The sequence below is a fragment of the Afipia sp. P52-10 genome, from assembly GCF_000516555.1.
Classification (GTDB): domain Bacteria; phylum Pseudomonadota; class Alphaproteobacteria; order Rhizobiales; family Xanthobacteraceae; genus P52-10.
This window is the reverse complement of sequence record NZ_AZSJ01000003.1, coordinates 2,247,525-2,270,222: the sequence shown is the minus strand read 5'-3', so window position 1 is coordinate 2,270,222 and position 22,698 is coordinate 2,247,525. Positions and strand designations below refer to the sequence as shown.

General features: G+C 64.8%; 19 protein-coding genes. 12 read left to right on the top strand and 7 right to left on the bottom strand.

What is annotated here, in order from left to right:
• Nucleotides 1-16 precede the first annotated feature (16 nt).
• Nucleotides 17-400: a cell division protein ZapA gene (locus X566_RS12010; RefSeq protein ID WP_034466499.1), complete on the bottom strand. Its 384-nt coding sequence runs from the start codon at nt 398-400 to the stop codon at nt 17-19.
• On the bottom strand, nt 397-708 hold the full coding sequence (locus tag X566_RS12005) for a DUF4164 domain-containing protein (protein ID WP_034466496.1): 312 nt from the start codon (nt 706-708) through the stop codon (nt 397-399). Before X566_RS12005 ends, X566_RS12010 begins: the two co-directional genes overlap by 4 nt.
• Before the next feature lie 438 nt (nt 709-1,146).
• Between X566_RS12005 and tkt the strand changes: the two genes are divergently transcribed.
• The 4 genes from tkt (at nt 1,147) to X566_RS11985 (ending at nt 7,136) form a co-directional block, all read left to right on the top strand.
• A complete protein-coding gene (gene tkt / locus X566_RS12000; protein ID WP_034466493.1) occupies nt 1,147-3,135 on the top strand; it encodes a transketolase in 1,989 nt (662 codons plus the stop codon).
• A 419-nt stretch (nt 3,136-3,554) separates the two neighbouring features.
• Entirely contained in the window at nt 3,555-4,562 is a 1,008-nt protein-coding gene (gene gap, locus X566_RS11995) for a type I glyceraldehyde-3-phosphate dehydrogenase (RefSeq protein WP_034468457.1), read from the top strand.
• Nucleotides 4,563-4,722: 160 nt separating this feature from the next.
• Nucleotides 4,723-5,919 carry a phosphoglycerate kinase gene (locus X566_RS11990; protein ID WP_034466490.1) on the top strand — a complete coding sequence of 399 codons (1,197 nt, stop codon included), beginning with the start codon at nt 4,723-4,725 and terminating at the stop codon, nt 5,917-5,919.
• 191 nt (nt 5,920-6,110) lie between these two features.
• Nucleotides 6,111-7,136 carry a class I fructose-bisphosphate aldolase gene (locus tag X566_RS11985; RefSeq protein WP_034466488.1) on the top strand — a complete coding sequence of 342 codons (1,026 nt, stop codon included), beginning with the start codon at nt 6,111-6,113 and terminating at the stop codon, nt 7,134-7,136.
• A 225-nt stretch (nt 7,137-7,361) separates the two neighbouring features.
• Here X566_RS11985 and X566_RS11980 read toward each other — a convergent pair whose 3' ends face one another.
• Nucleotides 7,362-7,790: a GNAT family N-acetyltransferase gene (locus X566_RS11980; protein ID WP_051444044.1), complete on the bottom strand. Its 429-nt coding sequence runs from the start codon at nt 7,788-7,790 to the stop codon at nt 7,362-7,364.
• A 107-nt stretch (nt 7,791-7,897) separates the two neighbouring features.
• Between X566_RS11980 and X566_RS11975 the strand changes: the two genes are divergently transcribed.
• The 3 genes from X566_RS11975 to X566_RS11965 all read left to right on the top strand — a co-directional run bounded on the left by X566_RS11975 (nt 7,898) and on the right by X566_RS11965 (nt 10,596).
• The gene (locus tag X566_RS11975) at nt 7,898-8,578 is read left to right on the top strand and encodes a thiamine phosphate synthase (protein ID WP_034466484.1); all 681 of its coding nucleotides are present in this window, start codon (nt 7,898-7,900) and stop codon (nt 8,576-8,578) included.
• On the top strand, nt 8,538-9,722 hold the full coding sequence (locus tag X566_RS11970) for a tetratricopeptide repeat protein (protein ID WP_051444043.1): 1,185 nt from the start codon (nt 8,538-8,540) through the stop codon (nt 9,720-9,722). The genes X566_RS11975 and X566_RS11970 overlap by 41 nt, the downstream gene beginning before the upstream one ends.
• A gap of 76 nt (nt 9,723-9,798) precedes the next feature.
• Complete coding sequence (locus tag X566_RS11965; protein ID WP_034466480.1) at nt 9,799-10,596, top strand: inositol monophosphatase family protein; 798 nt, start codon at nt 9,799-9,801, stop codon at nt 10,594-10,596.
• 39 nt (nt 10,597-10,635) lie between these two features.
• On the opposite strand, the gene X566_RS11960 is transcribed toward X566_RS11965, so the two are convergent.
• Nucleotides 10,636-12,015, bottom strand: coding sequence for an MATE family efflux transporter (locus tag X566_RS11960; protein ID WP_034466478.1), 1,380 nt, complete (start codon nt 12,013-12,015; stop codon nt 10,636-10,638).
• Nucleotides 12,016-12,423: 408 nt separating this feature from the next.
• On the opposite strand from X566_RS11960, the gene X566_RS11955 reads away from it, so the two are divergent.
• On the top strand, nt 12,424-13,428 hold the full coding sequence (locus tag X566_RS11955; RefSeq protein WP_034468455.1) for a hypothetical protein: 1,005 nt from the start codon (nt 12,424-12,426) through the stop codon (nt 13,426-13,428).
• 177 nt (nt 13,429-13,605) lie between these two features.
• Complete coding sequence (locus X566_RS11950; protein WP_034466476.1) at nt 13,606-14,634, top strand: peptidoglycan -binding protein; 1,029 nt, start codon at nt 13,606-13,608, stop codon at nt 14,632-14,634.
• 19 nt (nt 14,635-14,653) lie between these two features.
• Here the strand turns inward: X566_RS11950 and X566_RS11945 are convergent, their stop codons facing one another.
• Entirely contained in the window at nt 14,654-16,516 is a 1,863-nt protein-coding gene (locus X566_RS11945) for an ABC transporter transmembrane domain-containing protein (protein ID WP_034466474.1), read from the bottom strand.
• 232 nt (nt 16,517-16,748) lie between these two features.
• Here X566_RS11945 and rpmE point away from each other — a divergent pair, with 232 nt between their 5' ends.
• Nucleotides 16,749-16,973 carry a 50S ribosomal protein L31 gene (gene rpmE, locus X566_RS11940; protein WP_034466472.1) on the top strand — a complete coding sequence of 75 codons (225 nt, stop codon included), beginning with the start codon at nt 16,749-16,751 and terminating at the stop codon, nt 16,971-16,973.
• A gap of 253 nt (nt 16,974-17,226) precedes the next feature.
• On the opposite strand, the gene X566_RS11935 is transcribed toward rpmE, so the two are convergent.
• Both X566_RS11935 and X566_RS11930 read right to left on the bottom strand, forming a co-directional pair.
• On the bottom strand, nt 17,227-17,748 hold the full coding sequence (locus tag X566_RS11935) for a DUF1465 family protein (RefSeq protein ID WP_034466470.1): 522 nt from the start codon (nt 17,746-17,748) through the stop codon (nt 17,227-17,229).
• 415 nt (nt 17,749-18,163) lie between these two features.
• Complete coding sequence (locus X566_RS11930) at nt 18,164-18,355, bottom strand: DUF1192 domain-containing protein (protein WP_034466468.1); 192 nt, start codon at nt 18,353-18,355, stop codon at nt 18,164-18,166.
• A 141-nt stretch (nt 18,356-18,496) separates the two neighbouring features.
• On the opposite strand from X566_RS11930, the gene X566_RS11925 reads away from it, so the two are divergent.
• Both X566_RS11925 and X566_RS11920 read left to right on the top strand, forming a co-directional pair.
• Nucleotides 18,497-19,495 carry an NAD(P)H-quinone oxidoreductase gene (locus tag X566_RS11925; protein ID WP_034466467.1) on the top strand — a complete coding sequence of 333 codons (999 nt, stop codon included), beginning with the start codon at nt 18,497-18,499 and terminating at the stop codon, nt 19,493-19,495.
• 138 nt (nt 19,496-19,633) lie between these two features.
• Entirely contained in the window at nt 19,634-22,525 is a 2,892-nt protein-coding gene (locus tag X566_RS11920; RefSeq protein WP_034466464.1) for an EAL domain-containing protein, read from the top strand.
• The last annotated feature ends 173 nt before the right edge of the window (nt 22,526-22,698 follow it).

Here is a 22,698-nt window from a genome sequence, read left to right as displayed (position 1 = left end):
ATGAGGATTTTCGCGGTCAGCCGACCGCCATGCCGCCGCCACCGGGACGGCTCAGCGCGCGCGTCATCCGCTCGATCCGGTCCGCGGCTGCATCGAGCGCGGTGACGACCGCGGCCTCGGTGCGCGCCACGCGATGGCTGCTTGCGGCCCGGGCTTCGTTCAGCGCCGCAATCTCCGCCTTCAGCTTGGCGATCGTCTCGTTGGCGTCGAACAATTCATCGCCGATCATCATCGCCGCCATCACGGTCAGACGCGCATCGCCGACCTCGCCGAACCGCGAACGCATGCTGGATATCCGCGAGTCGAAGTCCTGCGCCAGCGCCGTCAGCCGCTCTTCCTGACCGGCCTCGCAGGCGACGCGGTACTGCCGGCCATTGATGCTGATATTGACGCTGCTCATGGCTGGCTCTCCCCCTCCAGCACGGTGCGAATGGTCTCGATCGCACCGTCGATCCGCTCCGCGATGTTGCGGTTGGCGTCTTCCAGGGTACGCGCACGAGCGAGCGACGAGTCGAGCTCATCGGCCAGGCGGGACCGGTCCACTCCGAGGGACTGAATGCGCGCGGCGAGATTGTCCTGGCTGCGGTCATGGTCCTGACGCCGCTCGACCACGGCCTCCAGCTCGTTCAGCGCAGCAATCAACCGGCGGATCGCAGCCTCGATCGAGGGCTGGCCGATGGTGGATTCCTCTCCGGGAAGATCGGTCACGCTGACCTCCCTCGCTGGTGCTGACACAGGCAAAAGATACGTCTCGGCAGATATTTACGCTTTGTATCTCGCATGCGAATCAAGGCAACGCCAAGACCACGAAGCGGACAAGCGGCGATCTATGCACCGATATGCACCGCCGAGTGTGAACACCAGTCATCGCGACCTTGGACTCTTGGCCTGCAGGTGATAAGCCCCGGCCGCATGCTGGCGCCCCGAAGCCGATGTTCGCCGCACTGGGCGGCAGGTTCGTCCAGCGAACCTCGGCTTCGATGTGGGCACCAGAAATCGATGATTCTCGTGTTGTTTCGGCTCAGGAGTTCTCTTGACGACATTCGCCACGGCGGGTGAAGAGGACCTCTGAGCCATCACATCAGCCTTCAAAGAGCGCGGTTCCGTACCGCCGCGCCCCACCGAACTGTCCAGGAACAGCAGCCCATGACACCGCGTGTCGATCATTCAGCAATGGCCAATGCGATCCGCGCGCTGGCAATGGATGCCGTCGAGCAGGCGAAATCAGGGCATCCAGGCCTACCCATGGGGGCTGCGGACATCGCCACCGTGCTGTTCACGCAGTTCCTGAAGTTCGACGCCGCCGACCCGACCTGGTACGACCGCGACCGCTTCGTGCTGTCGGCCGGCCACGGCTCGATGTTGCTGTATGCCCTTCTCTACCTCACCGGCAACGAGGCGATGACGATCGACCAGATCAAGCGCTTCCGCCAGCTCGGCTCGCTGACGCCGGGCCATCCGGAGAACTTCATCACGCCGGGCGTGGAAACCACCACGGGCCCGCTCGGCCAGGGCATCGCCACCGCCGTCGGCATGGCGATGGCGGAGCGGCATCTGGCGGCGGAATTCGGTGGCGAACTGGTCGATCACCATACCTACGTGCTGGCTTCTGACGGAGACCTGATGGAAGGCATCAGCCAGGAGGCGATCGCCCTGGCCGGCCACCTGAAGCTCAACAAGCTGATCGTGCTGTTCGACGATAATGGCATCTCGATCGACGGACCGCTGTCGCTGGCGGACTCGGTCGACCAGGTAAAGCGCTTCGAGGCCGCCGACTGGGCCGCCATGCGCATCGACGGTCACGATCCGAAGGCGATTGCAGACGCCATCACCCAGGCGCAGAAGTCCGATCGTCCAACCCTGATCGCCTGCAAGACCACGATCGCCTACGGTGCGCCGACCAAGGCCGGCTCGGAGAAATCACACGGCTCGCCGCTTGGCGCCGAGGAAATCGCCGGCGCCCGTAAGAAGCTCGGCTGGGACGCGGCTCCGTTCGAGATTCCCGCCGATGTCCTGGCCGCCTGGCGCGCCGCCGGCGCTCGCGGCAAGACCGCCCACGACGCCTGGAATGGCCGGCTGGCCAAGGCAGAAGCGGCTGCGCGCGCCGAATTTGGCCGTCGCATGAAGGGCCAGCTTCCCGCCGAACCGCTTGCGCAGGTGGTTGCGGCGATGAAACAGCAGCTTGCCACCACGCCGAAGGAGATCGCCACCCGCGCGGCCTCCGAAGAGGTGCTGCACATGCTCACCCCGGCAGTACCGGAAATGGTCGGCGGCTCCGCCGACCTGACTGGCTCCAACAATACCCGCGCCAAGGGCATGACGGCCCTGTCCGCCAACAACTATGGCGGCCGCTTCGTCCACTACGGCATCCGCGAACACGGCATGGCGGCAGCGATGAATGGCATGGCGCTGCATGGGGGTGTGATCCCCTATTCCGGCACCTTCCTGGTGTTCTCCGATTACCTGCGGCCGTCGCTGCGGCTCGCCGCCTTGATGGGCGAGCGCGTGATCCATGTGCTGACCCACGATTCGATCGGCCTCGGCGAGGACGGCCCGACACACCAGCCGGTGGAACACCTGGCGGCGCTGCGCGCGATCCCGAACTGCAACGTGTTCCGCCCCTGCGACACGGTGGAGACGCTGGAGTGCTGGGAACTGGCGCTGCAGGCCAAGGACCGGCCGAGCGTGCTGGCGCTGACGCGTCAGAATCTGCCGCAACTACGCCTCGGCAATGACAGCGCGAACCGCTGCGCCAAGGGCGCCTACGAATTGGTCGCCGCCGGCGGCCCGGCCAAGGTGTCGATCTTCGCTTCGGGCTCGGAGGTGCAGATCGCCGTCGCCGCACAGAAGATCCTAGCGGCCAAGGGCATCGCCACCCGCGTCGTTTCCGTTCCCTGCATGGATTTGCTGCTGGAACTGCCGCAGGCGGAACGCAACGCCATCATCGGCGATGCGCCGGTGAAGGTTGCGGTCGAGGCTGCGATCCGGATGGGTTGGGATGCCATCATCGGCCACGACGGCGGTTTCGTCGGCATGGCCGGTTTCGGCGCCAGCGCGCCAGCCAAGGAACTGTATAAGCACTTCGGCATTACGCCGGAGGCCGTGGTCAACGCCGCGGAGAGCCGTCTCGGCTAGTGGTTCGATTCCGACATTTGCATCCCGCTGCGGCGACGACGTTTGCAAATGCCGGAATCAAAGAACCACTAGCAAGTATAAAAGCTTAGTGGAGCTTTGGATTTGACATGCACATGGCGCATCCGCGGCTCGGTGGGATACGCATGTCAAATCCGCTCCACTCGTGGTTCGATTCCGACATTTGCATCCCGCTGCTGCGACGATGTTTGCAAATGCCGGAATCAAAGAACGACGCGACGCGACAACAGGCGCCGGACAAACAGGGCTAAACAGTTGAGCTAGCCGGCAAAAAAGGCTAGCAACGGCCAGCTTTTCCGCCAGCGCCCGGACCCACCGGGCGGTCCAGCGCCCTAAATCCGTCGGCAGACTGGAAGCCCGCACCTTTGGGCATGGCCAAGCCTTTGAAGGAGAACGAGGAAATGGCAATCCGGGTCGCAATTAACGGTTTTGGCCGCATCGGCCGCAACATCCTGCGCGGCATCTATGAAGCCAAACGCAAGGACATCGAGGTCGTCGCCATCAACGATCTCGGCCCGGTCGAGACCAACGCCCATCTCCTGCGCTTCGATTCGGTGCATGGCCGCTTTCCCGGCGAGGTGACGGTCGAGGGCGATTCGCTGAACCTCGGCAACGGCAAGATCAAAGTTACCGCCGAGCGCGACCCCACCAAGCTGCCTTGGAAGGACCTCGGCATCGACATCGCCTTCGAGTGCACCGGCATCTTCACCTCCAAGGACAAGGCCTCGGCGCATTTGACCGCAGGTGCCAAGCGCGTGCTGGTGTCGGCTCCGGCGGACGGCGCCGACCTGACCGTTGTCTATGGCGTCAACCACGACAAGCTGACCAAGGAGCACCTGGTCGTCTCCAACGGCTCCTGCACCACCAACTGCCTCGCGCCGGTGGCCAAGGTGTTGAACGATACGGTCGGCATTGAGACCGGCTTCATGACCACGATCCATGCCTACACCGGTGACCAGCCGACGCTGGACACCATGCACAAGGATCTCTATCGCGCCCGGGCGGCGGCAATGTCGATGATCCCGACTTCCACCGGTGCGGCGAAGGCGATCGGCCTCGTGCTGCCGGAGCTGAACGGCAAGCTCGACGGCACCTCGATCCGCGTGCCGACCCCGAACGTGTCGGTGGTCGATCTCAAGATCGTCGCCAAGAAGAAGACCGACATCAAGGAAATCAACGACGCGCTCAAGCGCGCCGCGGAGCAGGAGCTGAAGGGCATCCTCGGCTACACCACGCATCCGAACGTCTCGATCGACTTCAATCACGACGCCCACTCCTCCACCTTCGCGATGGACCAGACCAAGGTTCAGGGCGGCACGCTGGTGCGCGTGCTCTCGTGGTATGACAACGAGTGGGGCTTCTCGAACCGCATGGCGGACACCGCCGCGGCGATGGGCAAGCTGATCTGACGCAACGTTTTGACGCGTCCTATGGTCTCATCCTTCGAGACGGGCGCGATGCGCCCTCCTCAGGATGAGGACTAGCTCTCAGGGTGGGGTGTGCTCCTCATCCTGAGGAGCCGAGCGAAGCGAGGCATCTCGAAGGATGAGGCCCGCAAAGAGTGTTTCAATGACAAAGCCATTCCGTACCCTCGACGACATCGATGTGAAGGGAAAGCGCGTCCTGCTGCGCGTCGACCTCAACGTACCCATGGACAACGGCAAGGTCACCGACCTGACGCGCATCGAGCGTGTCGCGCCGACCATCACCGAGATCGCAGGCAAGGGCGGCAAGGTCATCCTGCTCGCGCATTTCGGCCGGCCGAAGGGCCGCGACGCGAAGGACTCGCTGAAGCCGGTTGCGGCGGCTGTGTCGCAGGTGATCAAGCGTCCGGTCGCCTTCGCCGACGATTGCATCGGCGCTGTGGCCGAAAAGGCGATTGCGGCGATGAAGGACGGCGACATCCTCTGTCTGGAGAACACCCGCTTCCACAAGGAAGAGGAAAAGAACGATCCGGCCTTCGTCGATGCCCTCGCCAAGCTCGGCGATATCTGGGTCAACGATGCCTTCTCCGCAGCGCATCGCGCGCATGCGACCACCGAGGGTCTCGGTCACAAGCTTCCGGCGATCGCTGGCCGCACCATGCAGGCCGAGCTCGAGGCGCTGGACAAGGCCCTCGGCAGTCCGGCCAAGCCGGTGATCGCCATCGTCGGCGGCGCCAAGGTCTCGACCAAGCTCGACCTCTTGGAAAATCTCGTTGCCAAGGTCGACGCGCTGGTGATCGGCGGCGGCATGGCCAACACCTTCCTGCACGCACAAGGCATCGGCATCGGCAAATCGCTGGCGGAGAAGGACCTCGCCGCAACCGCGCTGCGCATCCTCGACAAGGCCGAGAAGGCCAACTGCGCCATCATCCTTCCCGTCGATGCGACCGTCGCCTTCCACTTCGAGGCGAATGCGCCGTCGCATGCCTACGGCCTCGACGCGATCCCGGCCGAAGGCATGATCCTCGATGTCGGCCCACTGTCGATCGAGCGCATCAATTCGGCCATCGACGACGCGGCAACCCTGGTCTGGAACGGCCCGGTCGGCGCCTTCGAACTGACGCCGTTCGACAAGGGCACGATGGCCGCGGCCAAGCACGCGGCAGCGCGCACCAAAGCGAAAAAGCTGATCTCGGTCGCCGGCGGCGGCGACACCGTGGCCGCGCTCAACCAGGCCGGCGTCAGCGACGACTTTTCCTATGTCTCCACCGCAGGCGGGGCTTTCCTCGAATGGATGGAAGGAAAACCGCTGCCGGGCGTTGAGGTACTGAAGACAAAATGACGCAGGCTTCTCGAGGATGATCTGGCATCAGCTTTCCTTAAAGATCGTCCTCGGAAAGATGCGGAACACGATTCACTCGGTGTGCATCGTGAGCGCAGGCCTTGATCGTGCCTCAAGGCTCAATTGGTATTACAGGCCAGCTTTATGCCGCTGTCACATTTGACGAATGCTCTGAACGCAGGAGACGCCTTATGAACCTCGCCGATCTCAACAAAATCGCAAACGCCATGGTGGCGCCCGGCCGCGGCATTCTTGCCGCCGACGAATCCTCCGGCACCATCAAGAAGCGCTTCGATGCGATCGGCGTTGAATCCACCGAGGACAACCGCCGCGACTATCGCGAACTGCTGTTCCGTTCGCAGGAGGCGATGTCGAAATACATCTCCGGCGTGATCCTGTATGACGAGACCATCTGGCAGAAGGCGAAGGACGGCACCCCGCTGGTCAAGCTGATCGAGCAGGCGGGCTCCATCCCCGGCATCAAGGTCGACGAAGGCACGCAGCCGCTGCCGGGCTGCCCGAACGAGCTCATCACCGTCGGTCTCGACAAGCTCGCCGAGCGGCTGAAGAAATACTACGAGCAGGGCGCCCGCTTTGCGAAGTGGCGCGCGGTGATCGACATCGCCCCGGGCATTCCGAGCTACACCGCCGTCCGCACCAATGCGCACGCGCTCGCCCGTTACGCCGCGCTGTGCCAGCAGGCACAGATCGTGCCGATCGTCGAGCCGGAAGTGCTGATGGACGGCGACCACACCATCGACCGCTGCTACGAGGTCACCGAGTTTGTGCTGAAGGAAACCTTCCAAGAGCTGTATTACCAGAAGGTCCCGCTGGAAGGCATCGTGCTGAAGCCGAACATGGCCGTCGCCGGCAAGAAGAGCGCCAAGAAGGCCGGCGTTGAGGAAGTCGCCGAGAAGACCGTGCGGCTGTTGAAGACCTGCGTCCCGGGCGCCGTGCCCGGCATCGCCTTCCTGTCGGGGGGCCAGTCCGACGAGGAAGCAACCGCGCACCTTGACGCGATGAACAAGATCGGCGGCCTGCCCTGGAAGCTGACCTTCTCCTATGGCCGCGCGCTGCAGGCGGCGCCGCAGAAGGCCTGGAGCGGCAAGGCGGACAACGTCGCCGCGGCCCAGCGCGCCTTCACCCACCGCGCACAGATGAACGGCCTCGCCAGCAAGGGCGAGTGGAAGCAGGATCTGGAAAAGAAGGCGGCGTAAGCCAGCCTTCCGGCAGGATCGGCCTTGAACCTCATGGTGAGAGCATCGCTCGGCATGATCCCGCTCCCGCAAGGGCGCGAAGCGAAAAGTGCGAAGCGGTTTTCGGGATCAAGCTCAATGGGCGATGCGTCTCGAACCATGAGGAGGTGCCAGTCTCTGCTTTTGCGGACCTCATCCTTCGAGACGCGCGCGTTCTGCGCTGCTTAAGGATGAGGGACAAACGCTTCAGCGAAGCGCTTTCCTGAGCTGCGCCGAGGCGAGTTTCTTCTCGTAACCGAGCCGCTCGTAGAACCGGTGTGCGCGCTCGCGATCGATGCGGCTGTAGAGCGCAACCGACTGGCAGCCCCGCTCGCGCGCCCACGCCTCGACCACCTGCATCAGCGCTTCGCCGACACCGGTCGAGCGGCGTGTCGCATCGGTCACCAGCGCTTGCACCATCACCTCCGGCGGCTTGTCGAGCGCCGGACGGAAGAACGCGTGCAGCAGGCCCACGACCTCGCCGCCGTCGTCATAGACCCAGACCCGATGGTCGGCATGACCGAGCACCGCAGCGAGGCGCCGCGCGACCTCCTGTTCCGGCATCGGATAGCCCAGCTGCCCCAAGAGCACCGTTGCCGCGGGCAGATCGGAAACGGCAATTGTCCGGATAGCCATCTTGCTCTAACTCTCCCGCATCGCTGATCTGATCGCCCATTAAGCACGATCCGCCCGCCGGACGCAGCGTATTCCGGCAGCCACCGTCAGGGACCACACGCGCCTCCATGCCGTCGAAGAAACCGCCCCCTGCTCCGCCAGCCCCGCGGCTCTACCTTGCAACCCCGCCGGTCGGCGATGCGAAGGAGCTCGCGCCGCAGCTGAAAGCCTTGCTGGCGGCGGCCGATGTAGCGGCCGTGCTGGTCCGTCTCGCCGAGGCCGACGAACGTACCAGCATCAACCGCGTCAAGGCGCTGGCGCCGACGATCCAGGATGCCGGCGCCGCGCTGCTGCTCGACGGTCATGCCGATCTGGTCGCTCGTTCGGGGGCCGATGGCGTACATTTATCCGGCGTCGAAGACCTGCGGCCGATGTTGGAGAAAATGCACCCGGACCGTATTGTCGGCGTGGGCGGGCTACATTCACGCCACGATTCGATGGTTGCTGGTGAAGCAGGGGCCGACTACGTGCTGTTTGGCGAACCGGAGGCCGAACAGCGGCCGTCGGCCGACGCCATCGTCGAGCGGCTCGCTTGGTGGGCAGAGCTGTTCGAACCGCCTTGCGTCGGCTATGCAGAGACTCTCGATGAGACGGAAGCCTTTGCCGCCGCAGGGGCGGATTTCATCATGGTCGGCGACGTCATCTGGCTGGATCAGCGCGGGCCGCAAGCGGCGCTTCAGGACGTGGTCAAACGGATCGGACAAGGTCATGCGGCGCACATCAACAAGCCCGCTGCGGGCACAGGATGACAGGACGCCAGTCACGGTTCGCGCTTTGCGCGGCGTGGCCCTGCCCTTGTTGCTGATCGCCGCGCTGGCGAGTCCCGTGGCCGCCCAATTGCAGCTCACGCCTCAGCCGCAACCGCCAGCGAAGAAATCCGAAAGCGGCGTCAAGAAACGGCAGGATTCCAAGAAGGCGGCACCGAAGCGGGAAAACCCGAAAGCCGACGCCAAGTCAGATTCCAAGTCAGACACGAAGTCCGACTCCAAGGCGACCTCCAAGGGACAACCGAAGGAGGCGGCGCCGGCCGTTCCGGATGATCCGAACGTCGATCTCGCCTACGGCGCCTTTCAGCGCGGCGCCTATGGCGAGGCTTTCCGCATCGCCAGCAAGCGCGCGCAGGAGCAAAGCGATCCGAAGGCGATGACGCTGCTCGGCGAGCTCTACGCCAACGGGCTCGGTGTCAGTCGCAACGATGCCAAGGCGCTCGACTGGTACAAGCAGGCCGCCGACCGCGGCGACCGCGAGGCGACCTTCGCCCTGGCGATGATGCGGATCGGCGGGCGCGGCGCGCCGGCCAATCGCGAGGAAGGCGCCAAGCTGCTCGCCTTCGCCGCCAAGCTCGGCAGCGCGCCAGCGGCCTACAACCTTGCGCTGCTGAACATCGAGGGACAGCTCTTCCCGCAGGATCTCAAGCGCGCCGCCGAGCTGTTCAAGCAGGCGGCCGATGCCGGCAACGCGCAGGCGCAGTACGCCCTGGCGATGTTCTACAAGGAAGGCCGCGGCGGCCTGCCGAAGGACGAGGCGGAAACCGCCCGTCTGCTGCATGCTGCAGCCGTAGCCGATAATCTCGACGCGCAGGTCGAATATGCCATCGCGCTGTTCAATGGAACCGGCACGCCCCGCGACGAGGCCGGCGCCGTGGCACTGCTCTGGAAAGCCTCGCGGCGTGGCAGCCCGATCGCGCAAAACCGGCTGGCGCGCGTGCTCGCGACCGGCACCGGCGCTCCGAAAGACATGGTCGAGGGCATGAAATGGCACCTGATCGCCAAATCCGGCGGCAATGGCGATCTCATGCTCGACGAAATGCTGGCCCATATGAGCACCGAGGACCGGGCCAAAGCCGAAGATGCGGCGCGGCGCTGGCTCTCCGGCAGGGCCAAGACCCCCTGAGCCGTCTCCGCCCTTGACGGGGCGGCACTCAACGGGCAGACCGCAGGCCCGATCATTCTCCAGACGACACCGCGACATGCTTCATTCCGCCCTTCTCAACGTGATGGTGAAAGCCGCGCGCCGCGCCGGCCGCAGCCTCAAGCGCGACCTCGGCGAGATCGAGCACCTGCAGGTGTCGCTGAAGGGGCCCGCGAACTTCGTCAGCGCCGCCGACAAGCGCGCCGAGGAGTTGCTCTATGACGAGCTGACCAAGGCACGCCCCGGCTACGGCTTCATCGGCGAGGAAGGCGGCACCCGCGAAGGCACCGACAAGGCGAATGTCTGGATCGTCGATCCGCTCGACGGCACCACCAACTTCCTGCACGGCATGCCGCATTTCGCGATCTCGATCGCGCTCCAGCGCGAAGGGGCTCTGATCGCCGGCCTCATCTACAATCCCGCGAACGACGATCTGTTCTTCGCGGAACGTGGCAAGGGCGCGTTCCTGAACGACCAGCGGCTGCGGGTCGCGGGCCGCAAGCTGCTCAATGAATCAGTGATCGCCTGCGGCCTGCCGCATATCGGCCGTGGCGATTTCGGGATCGCCGCCGAAGAGCTGCGGACGATCCAGCCAAAGGTCGCCGGCCTTCGCCGGTTCGGCGCTGCCTCCCTCGACCTGGCCTGGGTCGCCGCCGGCCGCCTCGATGGCTATTGGGAACGCAACCTGTCGCCGTGGGATATGGCGGCCGGCATCGTGCTGGTGCGCGAGGCGGGCGGCTTCGCCAGCGACATCACCGGCGGCGACAAGATCCTCGAGACCGGCGACATCATCGTCGGCAACGAGCACATCCAGCGCGAGCTGGTGCGCGTGCTGAAGCCGATCGGCAACAAGTAACGTCCGCCTTAATCTCCGCCCTCGAAACGCTGTACGCTGTCAGCGCCAGTTCGCCTTGCGCAGGGCGAGCAACGGCACCACGCCCGACACGACGAAAGCCGCGGCGATGAAGGCGAACATCGCCGTCAGCGAGCCGAGCACGAACACGGCGAACGCGCCGCCGGCGAGCGCAAGCACGCTGCGCAACACGCTGCCGACGATCGGCCAGAACAGTTGGCCTGCCCCGAGCAGCGCAAAGTACATACCGATGCCAAATCCGAAGAAGCCGAACAACGGTCCGGCGATATGCAGATATCGGCTGCCGACGGCAACCGCCGTCGCATCGCGGGTGAACAGGTGCAGCCACGCTTCGGGAAAGATCGCGGCGCAAAGCCCGACTGCCTCGGTGATGCCGAACGCGATCGCGCCTCCAGCCAGCACGATCCGCAACGCCCGCGCGCGATCTCCCGCCCCGACGCTGGTGCCGACCATGGCCACGAGCGGCGTACCGAGACCGAAGGCGATCGGGATCAGCAGATACTCCAGCCGCGCCGCGGTGCCGTAGCCCGCGACGCCGCCGGCCCCGGCGAGCACCGAGACCAGCGCATTGTTGGCGGACGCGGTGAGATTGATCAGGATCGAGGTGATGGTCCCGACCGCTCCGATCGCGAGAATGGCGATGAACGTGTGCAGCCGCAGCGGCGTCCAGCGGAACGGTACGATGCAGCGGCCGGCGAGAATGTACCAGACCAGCACCGCCGTACCGGCAAGATAGTAAGCGAGCAGCGAAACCGCGCTGCCGGCGATGCCGAGTTCGGGGAACGGCCCGAGGCCGAAGATCAGGCATGGCGACAGCGGCACCATCACCAGCACACCGCCACACGACACCAGCGCGGGCACCATCATGTTGCCGGTCCCGCGCACCACGCTCATCAGCGCGTTCATCGCCCAGAACATCACGTTGCCCGCGAACACCACGTTCGAGTAGAGCAACGCCGCCTGCAGCGCATGGCCCTCGCCGCCGCTGGCACGGTAGATCTGCGGGCCGAACAGCAGCATCACCGCCGACAGCGCCGCGCCGACCGCAACGTTGATGATCAGCCCGTGCAGCAGGATGGCGCTCGCATGCTCCTGCTGCCGCGCGCCGAGCGCCCGGGCGACCGCCGCCGAAATGCCGGCGCCGATCGAGCCGCCCGAGATCGTCCCGACCAGCATGACGAAGGGAAACACCAGCGCCATGCCGGCGAGCACGTCGTTGCCGAGCTTGGCGAGCCACCAGGTATCGATCAGCGCGGCGCCGGCCTGCGCCAGCGCGATCAGCATGTTCGGCCAGGCGAGGCGGAGAATCAGCGGAACGATGGGCGCATGCAGAAGGCGCTGCGTCAGCGGATTGAGCGCAGGCCGCTCCAGCACTTCTGCTCCCGGCGATAACGCATCCATGACAACCCCGCCCCGGCACCCTCGCCGCGATTATATGATGATAATCATCATATAATCAGACACGCCGATAGCAACGCGAATATTTGGCCGCGGGTCGACCGCGTCTCTGGTTTTCTCCAGCCAGGCCCTCTCGCCTCCACCCGCTACGGGAGACGCGATGCACGGTCATACGGTCGTCGCAGAGAGGGCTGCACGATCCTGCGGCGACAGGAAGCTGTCGATTTCGCGCGATGCACCTGTTTTCCACGGTCCGCTATGTCATATTGACAGGAAGTCGCCTGAATCCGGCCCGGCCTTGCCGGGTTGGAGTTGTCTCTAGTCTTGTTTAGGCATGTCCGTTCCGAAGGCCGGTTCCTGGTTTTCAGATCATGCCTTGCCAACGCCGAACCGGCAGACTGAACCCGGATGATGTCGCCAAATCCGAATACGAGCTACGCAGCCTCCATCGAGCCGGCAAAACTGTCGTCGCCCCGCATCTTCCTATTCCGGATGCTGGTGTTCCTCACCCTCTGCGCCCTGCTGACGGTCGTGCTCTACAAGCAGATCTGGGTCGCGTTCCTCGCCAATCCGGGTCTCAACGGGGTGATCCTCGCTGTGCTGGCCGTCGGCATCATCCTGGCGTTCCGGCAGGTGATCCGCCTCTACCCGGAAATCCGTTGGGTGAACGATTTCCGCGTTTCCGATCCGGGCCTCGCGCTGGAGCGCCGGCCGACGCTGCTGGCGCCAATGGCGGTGCTGCTCGGCGACCGCACGGGACGCACCGCGATCACCCAGCAAACGATGCGCCATCTGCTCGATTCGATCGCCACCCGTCTCGACGAAGCGCGCGACCTGTCGCGTTATATGACCGGGCTATTGGTGTTCCTCGGCCTGCTCGGCACCTTCTGGGGCCTGATCGAAACCGTCGGTTCGGTCGGCAAGGTGATCGAAGGGCTCAAGGTCGGCGGCGACGCCGGCTCGATCTTCGATGCGCTGAAGGAGGGTCTCGCTGCTCCGCTCGGCGGCATGGGCATCTCGTTCTCGTCCTCGCTGTTCGGCCTTGCAGGCTCGCTGGTGCTCGGCTTTCTCGATCTGCAATCGAGCCAGGCGCAGAACCGCTTCTACACCGACTTGGAAGACTGGCTCGTCACCATCGTCCGCGAATACGCAACCGAGGCGCCCGGTCCGGCGGGCGTCATGTCCGGCGATCTGCGCAACGTGGTGGACCGGCTGCGCGCGGCGGTGGAGGACATGGGCTCGGGCCGCGCCGCGACCACCGCGATGGCCAACCTCGCCGACGCGATCCAGGGCCTGGTGCAGCACATGCGCAACGAACAGCAGATGATCCGCGAATGGGCGGACGGTCAGGGCGAGCAGAACCGCGAGATCAAGCGGCTGCTCGAACGCATCGCCCGCCAGCCCGAGAAAAGCTGAATTTCGATGCGATTTGTTATGTCTACCCTGATGGTGAGGAGCAAAGCGATGCATCGCGAACCATGAGGCCGTTGACATTCGCCCCGACCGTATCCTTCGAGACGGCCGTTTCGCGGCCTTCTCGGGATGGGTAAAACCGCAAAGGCGGTCGTAAGGGATCGACATTGAGGAAGCGAGATGGCGCTGGCCCGCAACCGCAGAAGTGATCGCGGCTTCGACTATTGGCCTGGATTCGTCGATGCGCTGTCGACGCTGATCCTGGCGATCATTTTCCTGCTGTCCGTATTCGTGGTCGTGCAGTTCTTCCTGTCGCAGGAGGTGAGCGGCAAGGACAAGGCGCTGGAGCGGCTGAACGCACAAATCGCCCAGCTCAACGACCTGCTGGCGCTGGAAAAGCTCGGCAAGCTCAATCTCGACGAACAGCTCTCGCAGATGCGCGCAGGTCTCGCCGCTGCTGAAAGCGAACGCGACCGCGTCAAAGGCCTTTACGACGGTCTTGCCGCGCAGGGCAGCGACGCGGCGGGTCGCGCGGGCGAACTCTCCAAGGCGCTCGATTCCGAGAAGCAGATTTCCTCCCGCGCGCAGGCGATGATCGAAGTGCTGAACCAGCAGATCAGCGCCTTGCGGCGCCAGCTCGCGGCCCTGGAAGCCGCGCTCGACGCATCAGAGAAGCGCGATAAGGATTCGCAGACGCGGATCGCCGAACTCGGCCAGCGGCTGAACGTGGCGCTGGCGCAGCGGGTGCAGGAGCTGGCGCGCTACCGCTCCGAATTCTTCGGCCGGCTGCGCGCAATCCTCGGCAATCGCTCGGACATCCGCATCGTCGGCGACCGCTTCGTGTTCCAGTCGGAAGTGTTCTTCGACGCCGGCCAAGCCGCACTGCGGCCGGAAGGGCGCGATGAACTCGACCGGCTCGCCTCCGCGCTCACCGAACTCGAGCGGCAGATCCCGGCAGAAATCCCATGGGTGCTGCGGGTGGATGGCCATACCGACATCCGCCCGATCGCCAATGCCCAGTTCCCGTCGAACTGGGAGCTATCGTCGTCGCGCGCGATCTCGGTGGTGCAGTACCTGATTTCGAAAGGCATCTCGCCGCAACGGCTGGTGGCCGCCGGCTTCGGCGAATTCCAGCCGCTGGACCCGGAGAAGACCGAAGAGGCCTACCGGCGCAACCGCCGCATCGAACTGAAGTTAACGGAGCGATAGCGGTTCTTACGCGATCTTCTTACGCGCCCTGGAATTGCAGCTTCGCCAGACGCGCATAGAGGCCGTCGGCGGCGGCGAGTTCGGCATGCGTGCCCTGCTCGACGATGCGGCCCTTGTCCATGACGACGATGCGGTCGCACGACAGCACGGTGGCGAGCCGGTGCGCGATCACGAGCGTCGTGCGGCGGCGCATCAGCTCTTCCAGCGCGGTCTGCACCAGCGTCTCGCTTTCGGCGTCCAGCGCCGAGGTCGCTTCGTCCAGCAACAAGAGCGGTGCATCGCGCAGGATCGCCCGCGCAATCGCAATGCGCTGACGCTGGCCGCCGGAGAGCGTCACGCCGCGCTCACCGAGCGGCGTATCGAAGCCTTGCGGCAGCAGGCGGATGAACTCGGTCGCGTGCGCGAGCTGCGCGGCCCGCTCGATCTCCGCATCGGTCGCATCGGGGCGGCCGAAGCGGATGTTGTCGCGGGCGCTGGCGGCGAAGATCACCGAGTCCTGCGGCACCAGCGCGATGCGCTTGCGCACCTGCTGCGGGTCGGCGTCGCGCACCGCGACGCCGTCGAGCGCGATCGAGCCCGCAGCCGGATCGTAGAAGCGCAGCAGCAGGTGGAACAGGGTGCTCTTGCCGGCGCCGGAGGGGCCGACGATCGCAACCTTCTCGCCCTGCTTCACGGCGAACGACACACCATCGATCACGAAGCTCTGCGGCCGCGCCGGATAGGCGAAGCGGACATCGGTGAAGGCCACATCGCCGCGCGCAGGCACGGGTAACGCCTGCGGATGTGCGGGCGCCGCGATCGCAGGCTTCACCCGCAGAATCTCGAACAGCCGCTCGGCGGCACCGGAGGCCGCCGAGACCTCGCCCCACACCTGGCTGAGTTCGCCGAGGCCGCCGGCGGCGAACGCGGCATAGAGGATGAACTGGCTCAACGTGCCCGCGGAAATCTGCCCGGCCAGCACGTCGTGCGAGCCGACCCAGAGAATGCCGACAATGCTGGAAAAGACGATGAAGATGATGATCGCGGTCAACACCGCGCGAGCCTGCGTCGAACTACGCGCGGCCTCATAGGCCCGTTCCACCTCGCCGCCGAAACGTTCGGTCGCGAGCGTCTCGTTGGTGAAGGCCTGCACCGTGCGGTTGGCGCCGATCAGCTCCGAAGCATAGGCGGACGCATCGGCGAGCGTATCCTGTGCCCCGCGCGACAGCCGGCGCACCCAGCGCCCGAACGCAACCAATGGCAGCACCACCAGCGGGATCATCGCCAGCACGAAGCCGGACAGGCGCGGGCTCGTCACCACCATCATGCTCGCGGCGCCGACGAACAGCACCAGATTGCGCAGCGCGATCGAGACCGAAGCACCGACCGCGGACTTGATCTGCGTCGTATCGGCGGTGAGCCGCGAGATCAGTTCGCCGCTGCGGGCGGAATCGAAGAAGGATGGCGACAGCGCCGTCAGATGCGCGAACACCTCGCGGCGGATGTCGGCGACGATCCGCTCGCCGATCGTCATCACCAGGTAATACCGCGCGGCACTGGCGAGCGCGAGCACCGCCACCACCGCAATCATCATGCCGAAATAGTTGTTGATCAGTGCGATGCCATCGGCGGAGAAGCCGAAATCGATCATCCGCCGCACCGCCACCGGCACCACCAGCGTCGTGATCGCCGCAACCACCAGGGCAACCAGCGCCATCAATGCCCGGCCGCGATAGCGGGTCACATAGGGAAGCAGCAGCAGCAACGGCCGCAATTTTGCGCCGCGCGCCTCGGCGGCCTGCGCAGCCGCGCCAGCGTCCGTGGGCGCAGCCTGCAAACCATCGGACGCTCGCGGACCGTTGCCACCGCGTCCGCCGCCGTCGATCTGTCCCAACACGCTCATGATGATCCGATTGCCGTTTTCCGGCCCCCGGATAGGCCAAGCCACCAGCGATGGCAATTGGCCCGATCAGCCCAGGTGGGAGGCCTGCCCGCCGCGATAGACGCCAGGATGGACACGATGCCGGAACCCGGCCGAATCCCGCCTTGTTTCCACGCGGAAGCTGCGATATAGAGCCGCCAACCCCGAATATGTGAACCAGACTTCAGGGCGCCCGGCGCCGAAGGATGCTGTTATGAAGAACGAAATTCATCCGGATTATCATACGATTAAGGTCGTGATGACCGACGGTACCGAGTACCTTACGCGCTCGACCTACGGCAAGGACGGCGACACGCTGAACCTCGACATCGATTCCAAGTCGCACCCGGCCTGGACCGGTGGCACCCAGCAGATCCTGGATCGCGGCGGCCGCGTCTCCCGGTTCCAGAAGAAGTTCTCGGGCTTCCTCAAGGCCTGATCCGGACGCGGCCCACGCCGCGATCCGTTACCGACACAACAAAACGCCCTCGCGACCTGCGGGGGCGTTTTGTTTGCTGGTCTTGTTTCGTGTCGCGTATTGCCGCGACCGCTCGCGACTTGGGGGCACGCTTTTTGACTCCCAGGCCTTGAATTTGAGGCCTTGAATTGCAGGTCTTAAATTGCAGGTTTTGAATTCCGGCCGCCGGATTTCAGGCGCTGGATCGCACCTCGCGGCGAACGCGCTGTCGGCGCTATCCGCGCGGACGCTCGAACGCGGCCTTGAGCATATCGAGCTGCGGCACCAGTGGATTGCCGACAGTGGCGGCATCCGGCGCCGGCGCGTGGATCGTCCCGTCGAGGCGCTTGACCTGCGACTGCAGCATCATCGAACGGTTGATCAGATCCTGCAGGCGCTCCGGCAGCTTGCCGATCGCATCGTCGCCGCCCGGCTCCGCGGCGGTCAGTTTCACCTTAACCTTCTCGCGATTGGCTTGGGCGAGCGACATCTCGCCTTCCTTGACGGCGCGGTGCAGTAAGAGCCACGAGGCCAATTGCATCAGCCGCGTGGTCAGCCGCATGCTCTCCGTCGCGTAGGTGAGGCTCGCCGCGCGATCGAGGGACTTGGCATCCTTGCGTCCCGCTCCGTCGAGATACGCCGCGGTCTCTTCCACCAGGTTCATGCCTTCACGAAACAACGTGGAGAACACCGCAGAACCAGCCAGCCTCTCGCTGAACAGGACCAGATCCGCGTCGCGCACGGAATTCTCGGACATGGTTAACGCCTCACGCAACTCTGAAAGAACGCCTGCGCATTTATGATGAACAAATTATTGCGCATGCGGATCATCGCCTGGAGACCGTGCGGAGTCCAGCCGAAAGGCCAGATATGGTTTCCGTGACGGATACCGGAACAAAAAATGACGGTAGATGGATGACGCAAAAAAGAGCCGCCGTTTCCGGCGGCTAGAAAGTTGATAACAGGGAGGCGTCAAACAGAGTGACAGGAGCCACTCGGTGTCCAAAGCTGGACAATTCCAGTAATGGACGAGAAAGCTTAATCCTCGGTAAATGAGTGATTTCCTTCAGGGTTCCTTTGCAATTGCGATCCTTGCCCGCGCTCCTCCGAGGCCGCCACAAAGGGACACGCTGAACGCCCCGACTCGTCCCGAGGGCCTGCCCCGGACGCGCTTACGATTTGAAGAATTTGTCGGCGGCGCTGCGGCTCGCCGCCTTCGATGCCGCGGCCGCGCGCAGACGCTCGATCTCGCCGGCCAGGAGCTGAATACGGTCGTTCAGCTCCTCGATCGACAGCAATGCCAGATCTTGGCCGATCTCATGCGCGACCTTCTTGCGCGGGCGATCTTCATCCTCGGCAGCCATGTGATCCTCCTCGCTCTGTGATATGGCCGGAGCCGATATTGCCAGAGCGCACGCTGCGAACTAAGCACGCTCAAGCCTTGCTGACGCCGTTAGATCATCTCCGATCATCCGGCGCAAAGCGCAACGACGGGAGGAACGACCATGACCACGCTCCCCAGCCAGATGACGGCAATCGGCATTCCGAAGCCAGGCGGCCCGGACGCGCTCGTGCCCGAGCAACGCGCGGTGCCGCAACCGCGCAAGGGCGAGATCCTGATCAAGGTCGCGGCCGCCGGCGTGAACCGACCGGATGTCGCGCAACGCACCGGCAACTACCCGCCACCGCCAGGCGCAAGCGATATTCCCGGTCTCGAGATCGCCGGCAACGTCGTGGCGCTCGGTGAAGGCGTCACGCGTTTCAAGTCCGGCGACGCGGTGATGGCGCTGGTTCCCGGCGGCGGCTACGCGCAGTATTGCACCGCGCACGAGAGCTGCGCACTGCCGGTGCCGTCATCGCTGTCGCTGACCGAAGCGGCCGCGATTCCCGAGACCTTCTTCACGGTCTGGCACAACGTGTTCGAGCGCGGCACACTCAAGGCCGGCGAGACGCTGCTGATCCATGGCGGCTCGTCGGGTATCGGCACCACAGCGATCCAGCTTGCAAAGGCGTTCGGTGCCAAGGTGATCGTCACCGCCGGTTCGCAGGACAAATGCGACGCCTGCGTGAAGCTCGGTGCCGATCGCGCCATCAATTACAAGACCGAGGACTTCGTCGCCGAGACCAAAGCGGCCACCAGCGGCGCCGGCGCCAACGTCATCCTCGACATGGTCGGCGGCGACTACATCGAGCGGAACTACGAGGCCGCAGCGGTCGAAGGACGGATCGTGCAGATCGCCTTCCTCGGCAGCGCCAAGGCCACCGTCGATTTTCGCCGCATCATGCTCAAGCGACTGACCCACACGGGCTCGACGCTGCGCGCCCGTTCGGTCGAGGCCAAGGCTGCCATCGCCCAGGCGCTCGCACAAAAGGTCTTGCCGCTGCTCCGCGACGGCAAGGTCAAGCCTTTGATGGACAGCACTTATCCTCTGGAAAAGGCAGCGGAAGCGCATGCCCGCATGGAGAGCAGCCATCATATTGGCAAGATTGTGCTGACCACCTGATCCGAGCCGGAAACCCTTGGTTTTTCAGACGTTTCGTGGCATCTAGAGCAGGCATGACGGGATCGGAAAGCATGCTTTCCTTTTTCCGGCTCATGCTCTAACGGGAGCCTGCATCGGGCTTTCAACGCGGAGCAGACATTGCGTCTTCTAAAGTGCATTGCGCCTCTTGCGCGCGGCATTGCTGTGTTTGCGATCGCGCTTCTGATGAGCGCCGGCACAGCGCTGGCCGTCGACGCCGTCAGCGTGCGCAGCGATTCACCGGCCATCGATCTCACCGGCATCCTCGAGTTCCAGCGCAGCGACTCCGATCGCATCCAGGTATCCACCGCACCAGGCACCGACGGCATCGTCCGCCGCATCGAGGTCCGCGCTCGCGAAGGCGGCACCAACTGGGTGGTGTTCGCGCTCGCCAACAACACCGACGACCAGCTCGACCGCCTGATCGTCGCGCCCCATTATCGCATCGTCTCGTCCGGCCTGTTCTGGCCCGATCTCGGCCTGTCGCGCATCGCAACCATCACCCCCTCGAGCGGCGACCGACCCGAGCGCCAGGAAAATTCCGTCGCCGATATCTTCCGCGTCACGCTCGATCCTGGTTCCGTCGTCACCTACGTCGTCGAGCTGCGCACCGACAAGCTGCCGCAGCTGTATCTGTGGGAACCGGAAGCCTACAAGGACAAGGTCAACTCCTTCACGCTCTACCAAGGCATCGTCATCGGCATCGCCGGACTGCTGTCGCTGGTGCTGACGATCCTGTTCGTGGTGAAGGGCAGCGTCATGTTCCCCGCCGCCGCGGGATTGGCCTGGGCGGTACTGGTCTATATCGGTATCGACTTCGGCTTCTGGGGCAAGGTGCTCGACATGTCGTCCGGCGCCGAGCGGGTCTGGCGCGCCTCGGGCGAAGCGATCCTGGCGGCCACGCTGCTGGTGTTCCTGTTCGCCTACCTTAACCTGAGCCGCTGGCATGTGCGCTACTCGCACATCACCCTGGGCTGGCTCGTGTTCCTCGGATCACTGGTGGCGCTAGCGCTGTTCGATCCGCCGGTCGCCTCCGGCATCGCCCGCCTCTCGCTGGCGCTGATCGCCGTGTTCGGTTTCGCACTGATCGTCTATCTCTCGACCCACGGCTTCGACCGCGCGGTGCTGCTGATCCCGAGCTGGTTCCTGCTCACCGTCTGGGTGATCGCCGCCGGCCTGACGATCCAGGGCACCGTCACCAACGATATCGTCGGGCCCGCCTTGCTCGGCGGCCTGGTGCTCATCGTCATGCTGATCGGCTTCACGGTGATGCAGCATGCGTTCGCTGGCGGCGGCTCGGGCCAAGGCATCGTCACCGACGTCGAGCGCCGCGCGCTGGCGCTGACCGGCGCCGGCGACCTGATCTGGGATTGGGACGTCTCCGCCGACAAGGTGTTCACCAGCGCCGAAACCGAAAGCCTGCTCGGGCTGAAGCGCGGCACGCTCGAAGGCCCCGCGGCGAAATGGCTCGAAGTGCTGCACCCACTCGACCAGGACCGATTCCGCGCCGCCCTCGACAGCGTGCTCGACCAGCGCCGCGGTCGGCTGGTGCAGGATTTCCGCCTGCGCACCACCGACGGCCATTTCATGTGGTTCTCGCTGAAGGCGCGGCCGGTGGTCGGCTCCGACGGCGAAGTGGCGCGGGTGATCGGCACGCTTTCGGACGTGACCGAATTCCGCAATGCCGAGGAGCGGCTGCTGCACGACTCGGTGCACGACAACCTGACCGGCCTGCCCAACCGCAAGCTGTTCATCGACCGCATCAACGCGCTGGCACAACTGTCGAAGAACGTCCCGTCGCTGCGGCCCACGGTGATGGCGATCGATCTCGATCGCTTCAAGCAGGTCAACGACTCGGTTGGCATCGCGGTCGGCGATTCGATCCTGCTCACCCTGGCGCGGCGGCTGACGCGCATCCTCAAGCCGCAGGACACGCTGGCGCGGCTCTCGGGCGACCAATTCGGCCTGATCCTGATGTCGGAAACCGATGCGGCCAAAATCACCGCTTTCGCCGAGACGATCCGCAAGACCATCCGCGCGCCGATCACCTTCAATGACCGCGAGATCTTCCTCACCGCATCGATCGGCCTGGCGCTCGCCGATCCGCATGCGGCGGTCACCGAGGAAATCATCAAGGACGCCGAGCTTGCGATGTATCACGCGAAGCGGATCGGCGGCGACCGCATCGACGTTTACAAACCGGCGATGCGCGCGCGCAAGCAGGACCGGCTGACGATCGAATCCGACCTCCGCCGCGCGATCGAGCGTGACGAGATCACGATCCTCTACCAGCCGATCATCCGCCTCGAGGATCGCGCGATCGCCGGCTTCGAAGCTCTGGCGCGCTGGGATCATCCGAAGCTCGGCCGCATGGGCCCGTCGGAATTCATCAGCATCGCCGAGGAGACCGGCCTGATCGTCGACCTCGGCATGTTCGTGATGGACCGCACCGCACGGCAGCTCGCGCTCTGGCAACAATCGGCGCGGCATCGCAGTTCGATCTTCGCCAGCGTCAACGTCTCCTCGCGGCAACTGCTGCGACATGACCTGATCCACGATCTCCGCACGGTGCTCTCGCGCTCGGCGGTTGCCCGCGGCACATTCAAGCTCGAGCTGACGGAATCGCTGGTGATGGAAAACCCCGAACACGCCGCACAGATGCTGCAGCGGATCCGCGAACTCGGCGCCGGCCTGTCGCTGGACGATTTCGGCACCGGCCACTCGTCGCTGGCCTATCTGCAGCGTTTCCCGTTCGACACCATCAAGATCGATCAGTCATTCGTCCGCACCACCAACCGCGGCACGCGGCCGGTGCTGCTGAAGTCGATCGTGGCGATGGCGCACGATCTCGGCATGGACGTAGTCGCCGAGGGTGCGGAGTCGGATTCCGATGCGGTCGAGCTCTACCAGATCGGCTGCGAGTATGCGCAGGGCTTCGCCTTCGGCGAGCCGATGAGTGCCGATGCCGCACGGCGGCTGCTGGCAGAAGAGCGGCTCGAAGCCGCGCAATAGCTTCCATCAGCGGCGGCAAGATCTGCGCCGTCGCGTGACGAAATCCGCCACGACGTGCCAACAAGCGAGCCTCGGTTCTGATTGCCTCGGCGCCAGGGCGCGCTGAACTCCGCGCTGTGTCTCGAGAATCTCAGCGTTCCCCCGACAGCGCCCCTAAGCGAGGCCGCTGCGGA

What these genes read in the sequence shown, in the direction of transcription:
- X566_RS11985 (WP_034466488.1), top strand. Translation starts at nt 6,111, where the DNA reads ATGAACCTCGCCGATCTCAACAAAATCGCAAACGCCATGGTGGCGCCC.
- X566_RS11980 (WP_051444044.1), bottom strand. Translation starts at nt 7,790, where the DNA reads ATGGCTATCCGGACAATTGCCGTTTCCGATCTGCCCGCGGCAACGGTG.
- tkt (WP_034466493.1), top strand. Translation starts at nt 1,147, where the DNA reads ATGACACCGCGTGTCGATCATTCAGCAATGGCCAATGCGATCCGCGCG.
- X566_RS11975 (WP_034466484.1), top strand. Translation starts at nt 7,898, where the DNA reads ATGCCGTCGAAGAAACCGCCCCCTGCTCCGCCAGCCCCGCGGCTCTAC.
- X566_RS11935 (WP_034466470.1), bottom strand. Translation starts at nt 17,748, where the DNA reads ATGTCCGAGAATTCCGTGCGCGACGCGGATCTGGTCCTGTTCAGCGAG.
- X566_RS11930 (WP_034466468.1), bottom strand. Translation starts at nt 18,355, where the DNA reads ATGGCTGCCGAGGATGAAGATCGCCCGCGCAAGAAGGTCGCGCATGAG.
- X566_RS11965 (WP_034466480.1), top strand. Translation starts at nt 9,799, where the DNA reads ATGCTTCATTCCGCCCTTCTCAACGTGATGGTGAAAGCCGCGCGCCGC.
- gap (WP_034468457.1), top strand. Translation starts at nt 3,555, where the DNA reads ATGGCAATCCGGGTCGCAATTAACGGTTTTGGCCGCATCGGCCGCAAC.
- rpmE (WP_034466472.1), top strand. Translation starts at nt 16,749, where the DNA reads ATGAAGAACGAAATTCATCCGGATTATCATACGATTAAGGTCGTGATG.
- X566_RS11990 (WP_034466490.1), top strand. Translation starts at nt 4,723, where the DNA reads ATGACAAAGCCATTCCGTACCCTCGACGACATCGATGTGAAGGGAAAG.
- X566_RS11955 (WP_034468455.1), top strand. Translation starts at nt 12,424, where the DNA reads ATGTCGCCAAATCCGAATACGAGCTACGCAGCCTCCATCGAGCCGGCA.
- X566_RS12010 (WP_034466499.1), bottom strand. Translation starts at nt 400, where the DNA reads ATGAGCAGCGTCAATATCAGCATCAATGGCCGGCAGTACCGCGTCGCC.
- X566_RS11945 (WP_034466474.1), bottom strand. Translation starts at nt 16,516, where the DNA reads ATGAGCGTGTTGGGACAGATCGACGGCGGCGGACGCGGTGGCAACGGT.
- X566_RS11970 (WP_051444043.1), top strand. Translation starts at nt 8,538, where the DNA reads ATGCGGCGCACATCAACAAGCCCGCTGCGGGCACAGGATGACAGGACG.
- X566_RS11960 (WP_034466478.1), bottom strand. Translation starts at nt 12,015, where the DNA reads ATGGATGCGTTATCGCCGGGAGCAGAAGTGCTGGAGCGGCCTGCGCTC.
- X566_RS11925 (WP_034466467.1), top strand. Translation starts at nt 18,497, where the DNA reads ATGACCACGCTCCCCAGCCAGATGACGGCAATCGGCATTCCGAAGCCA.
- X566_RS11950 (WP_034466476.1), top strand. Translation starts at nt 13,606, where the DNA reads ATGGCGCTGGCCCGCAACCGCAGAAGTGATCGCGGCTTCGACTATTGG.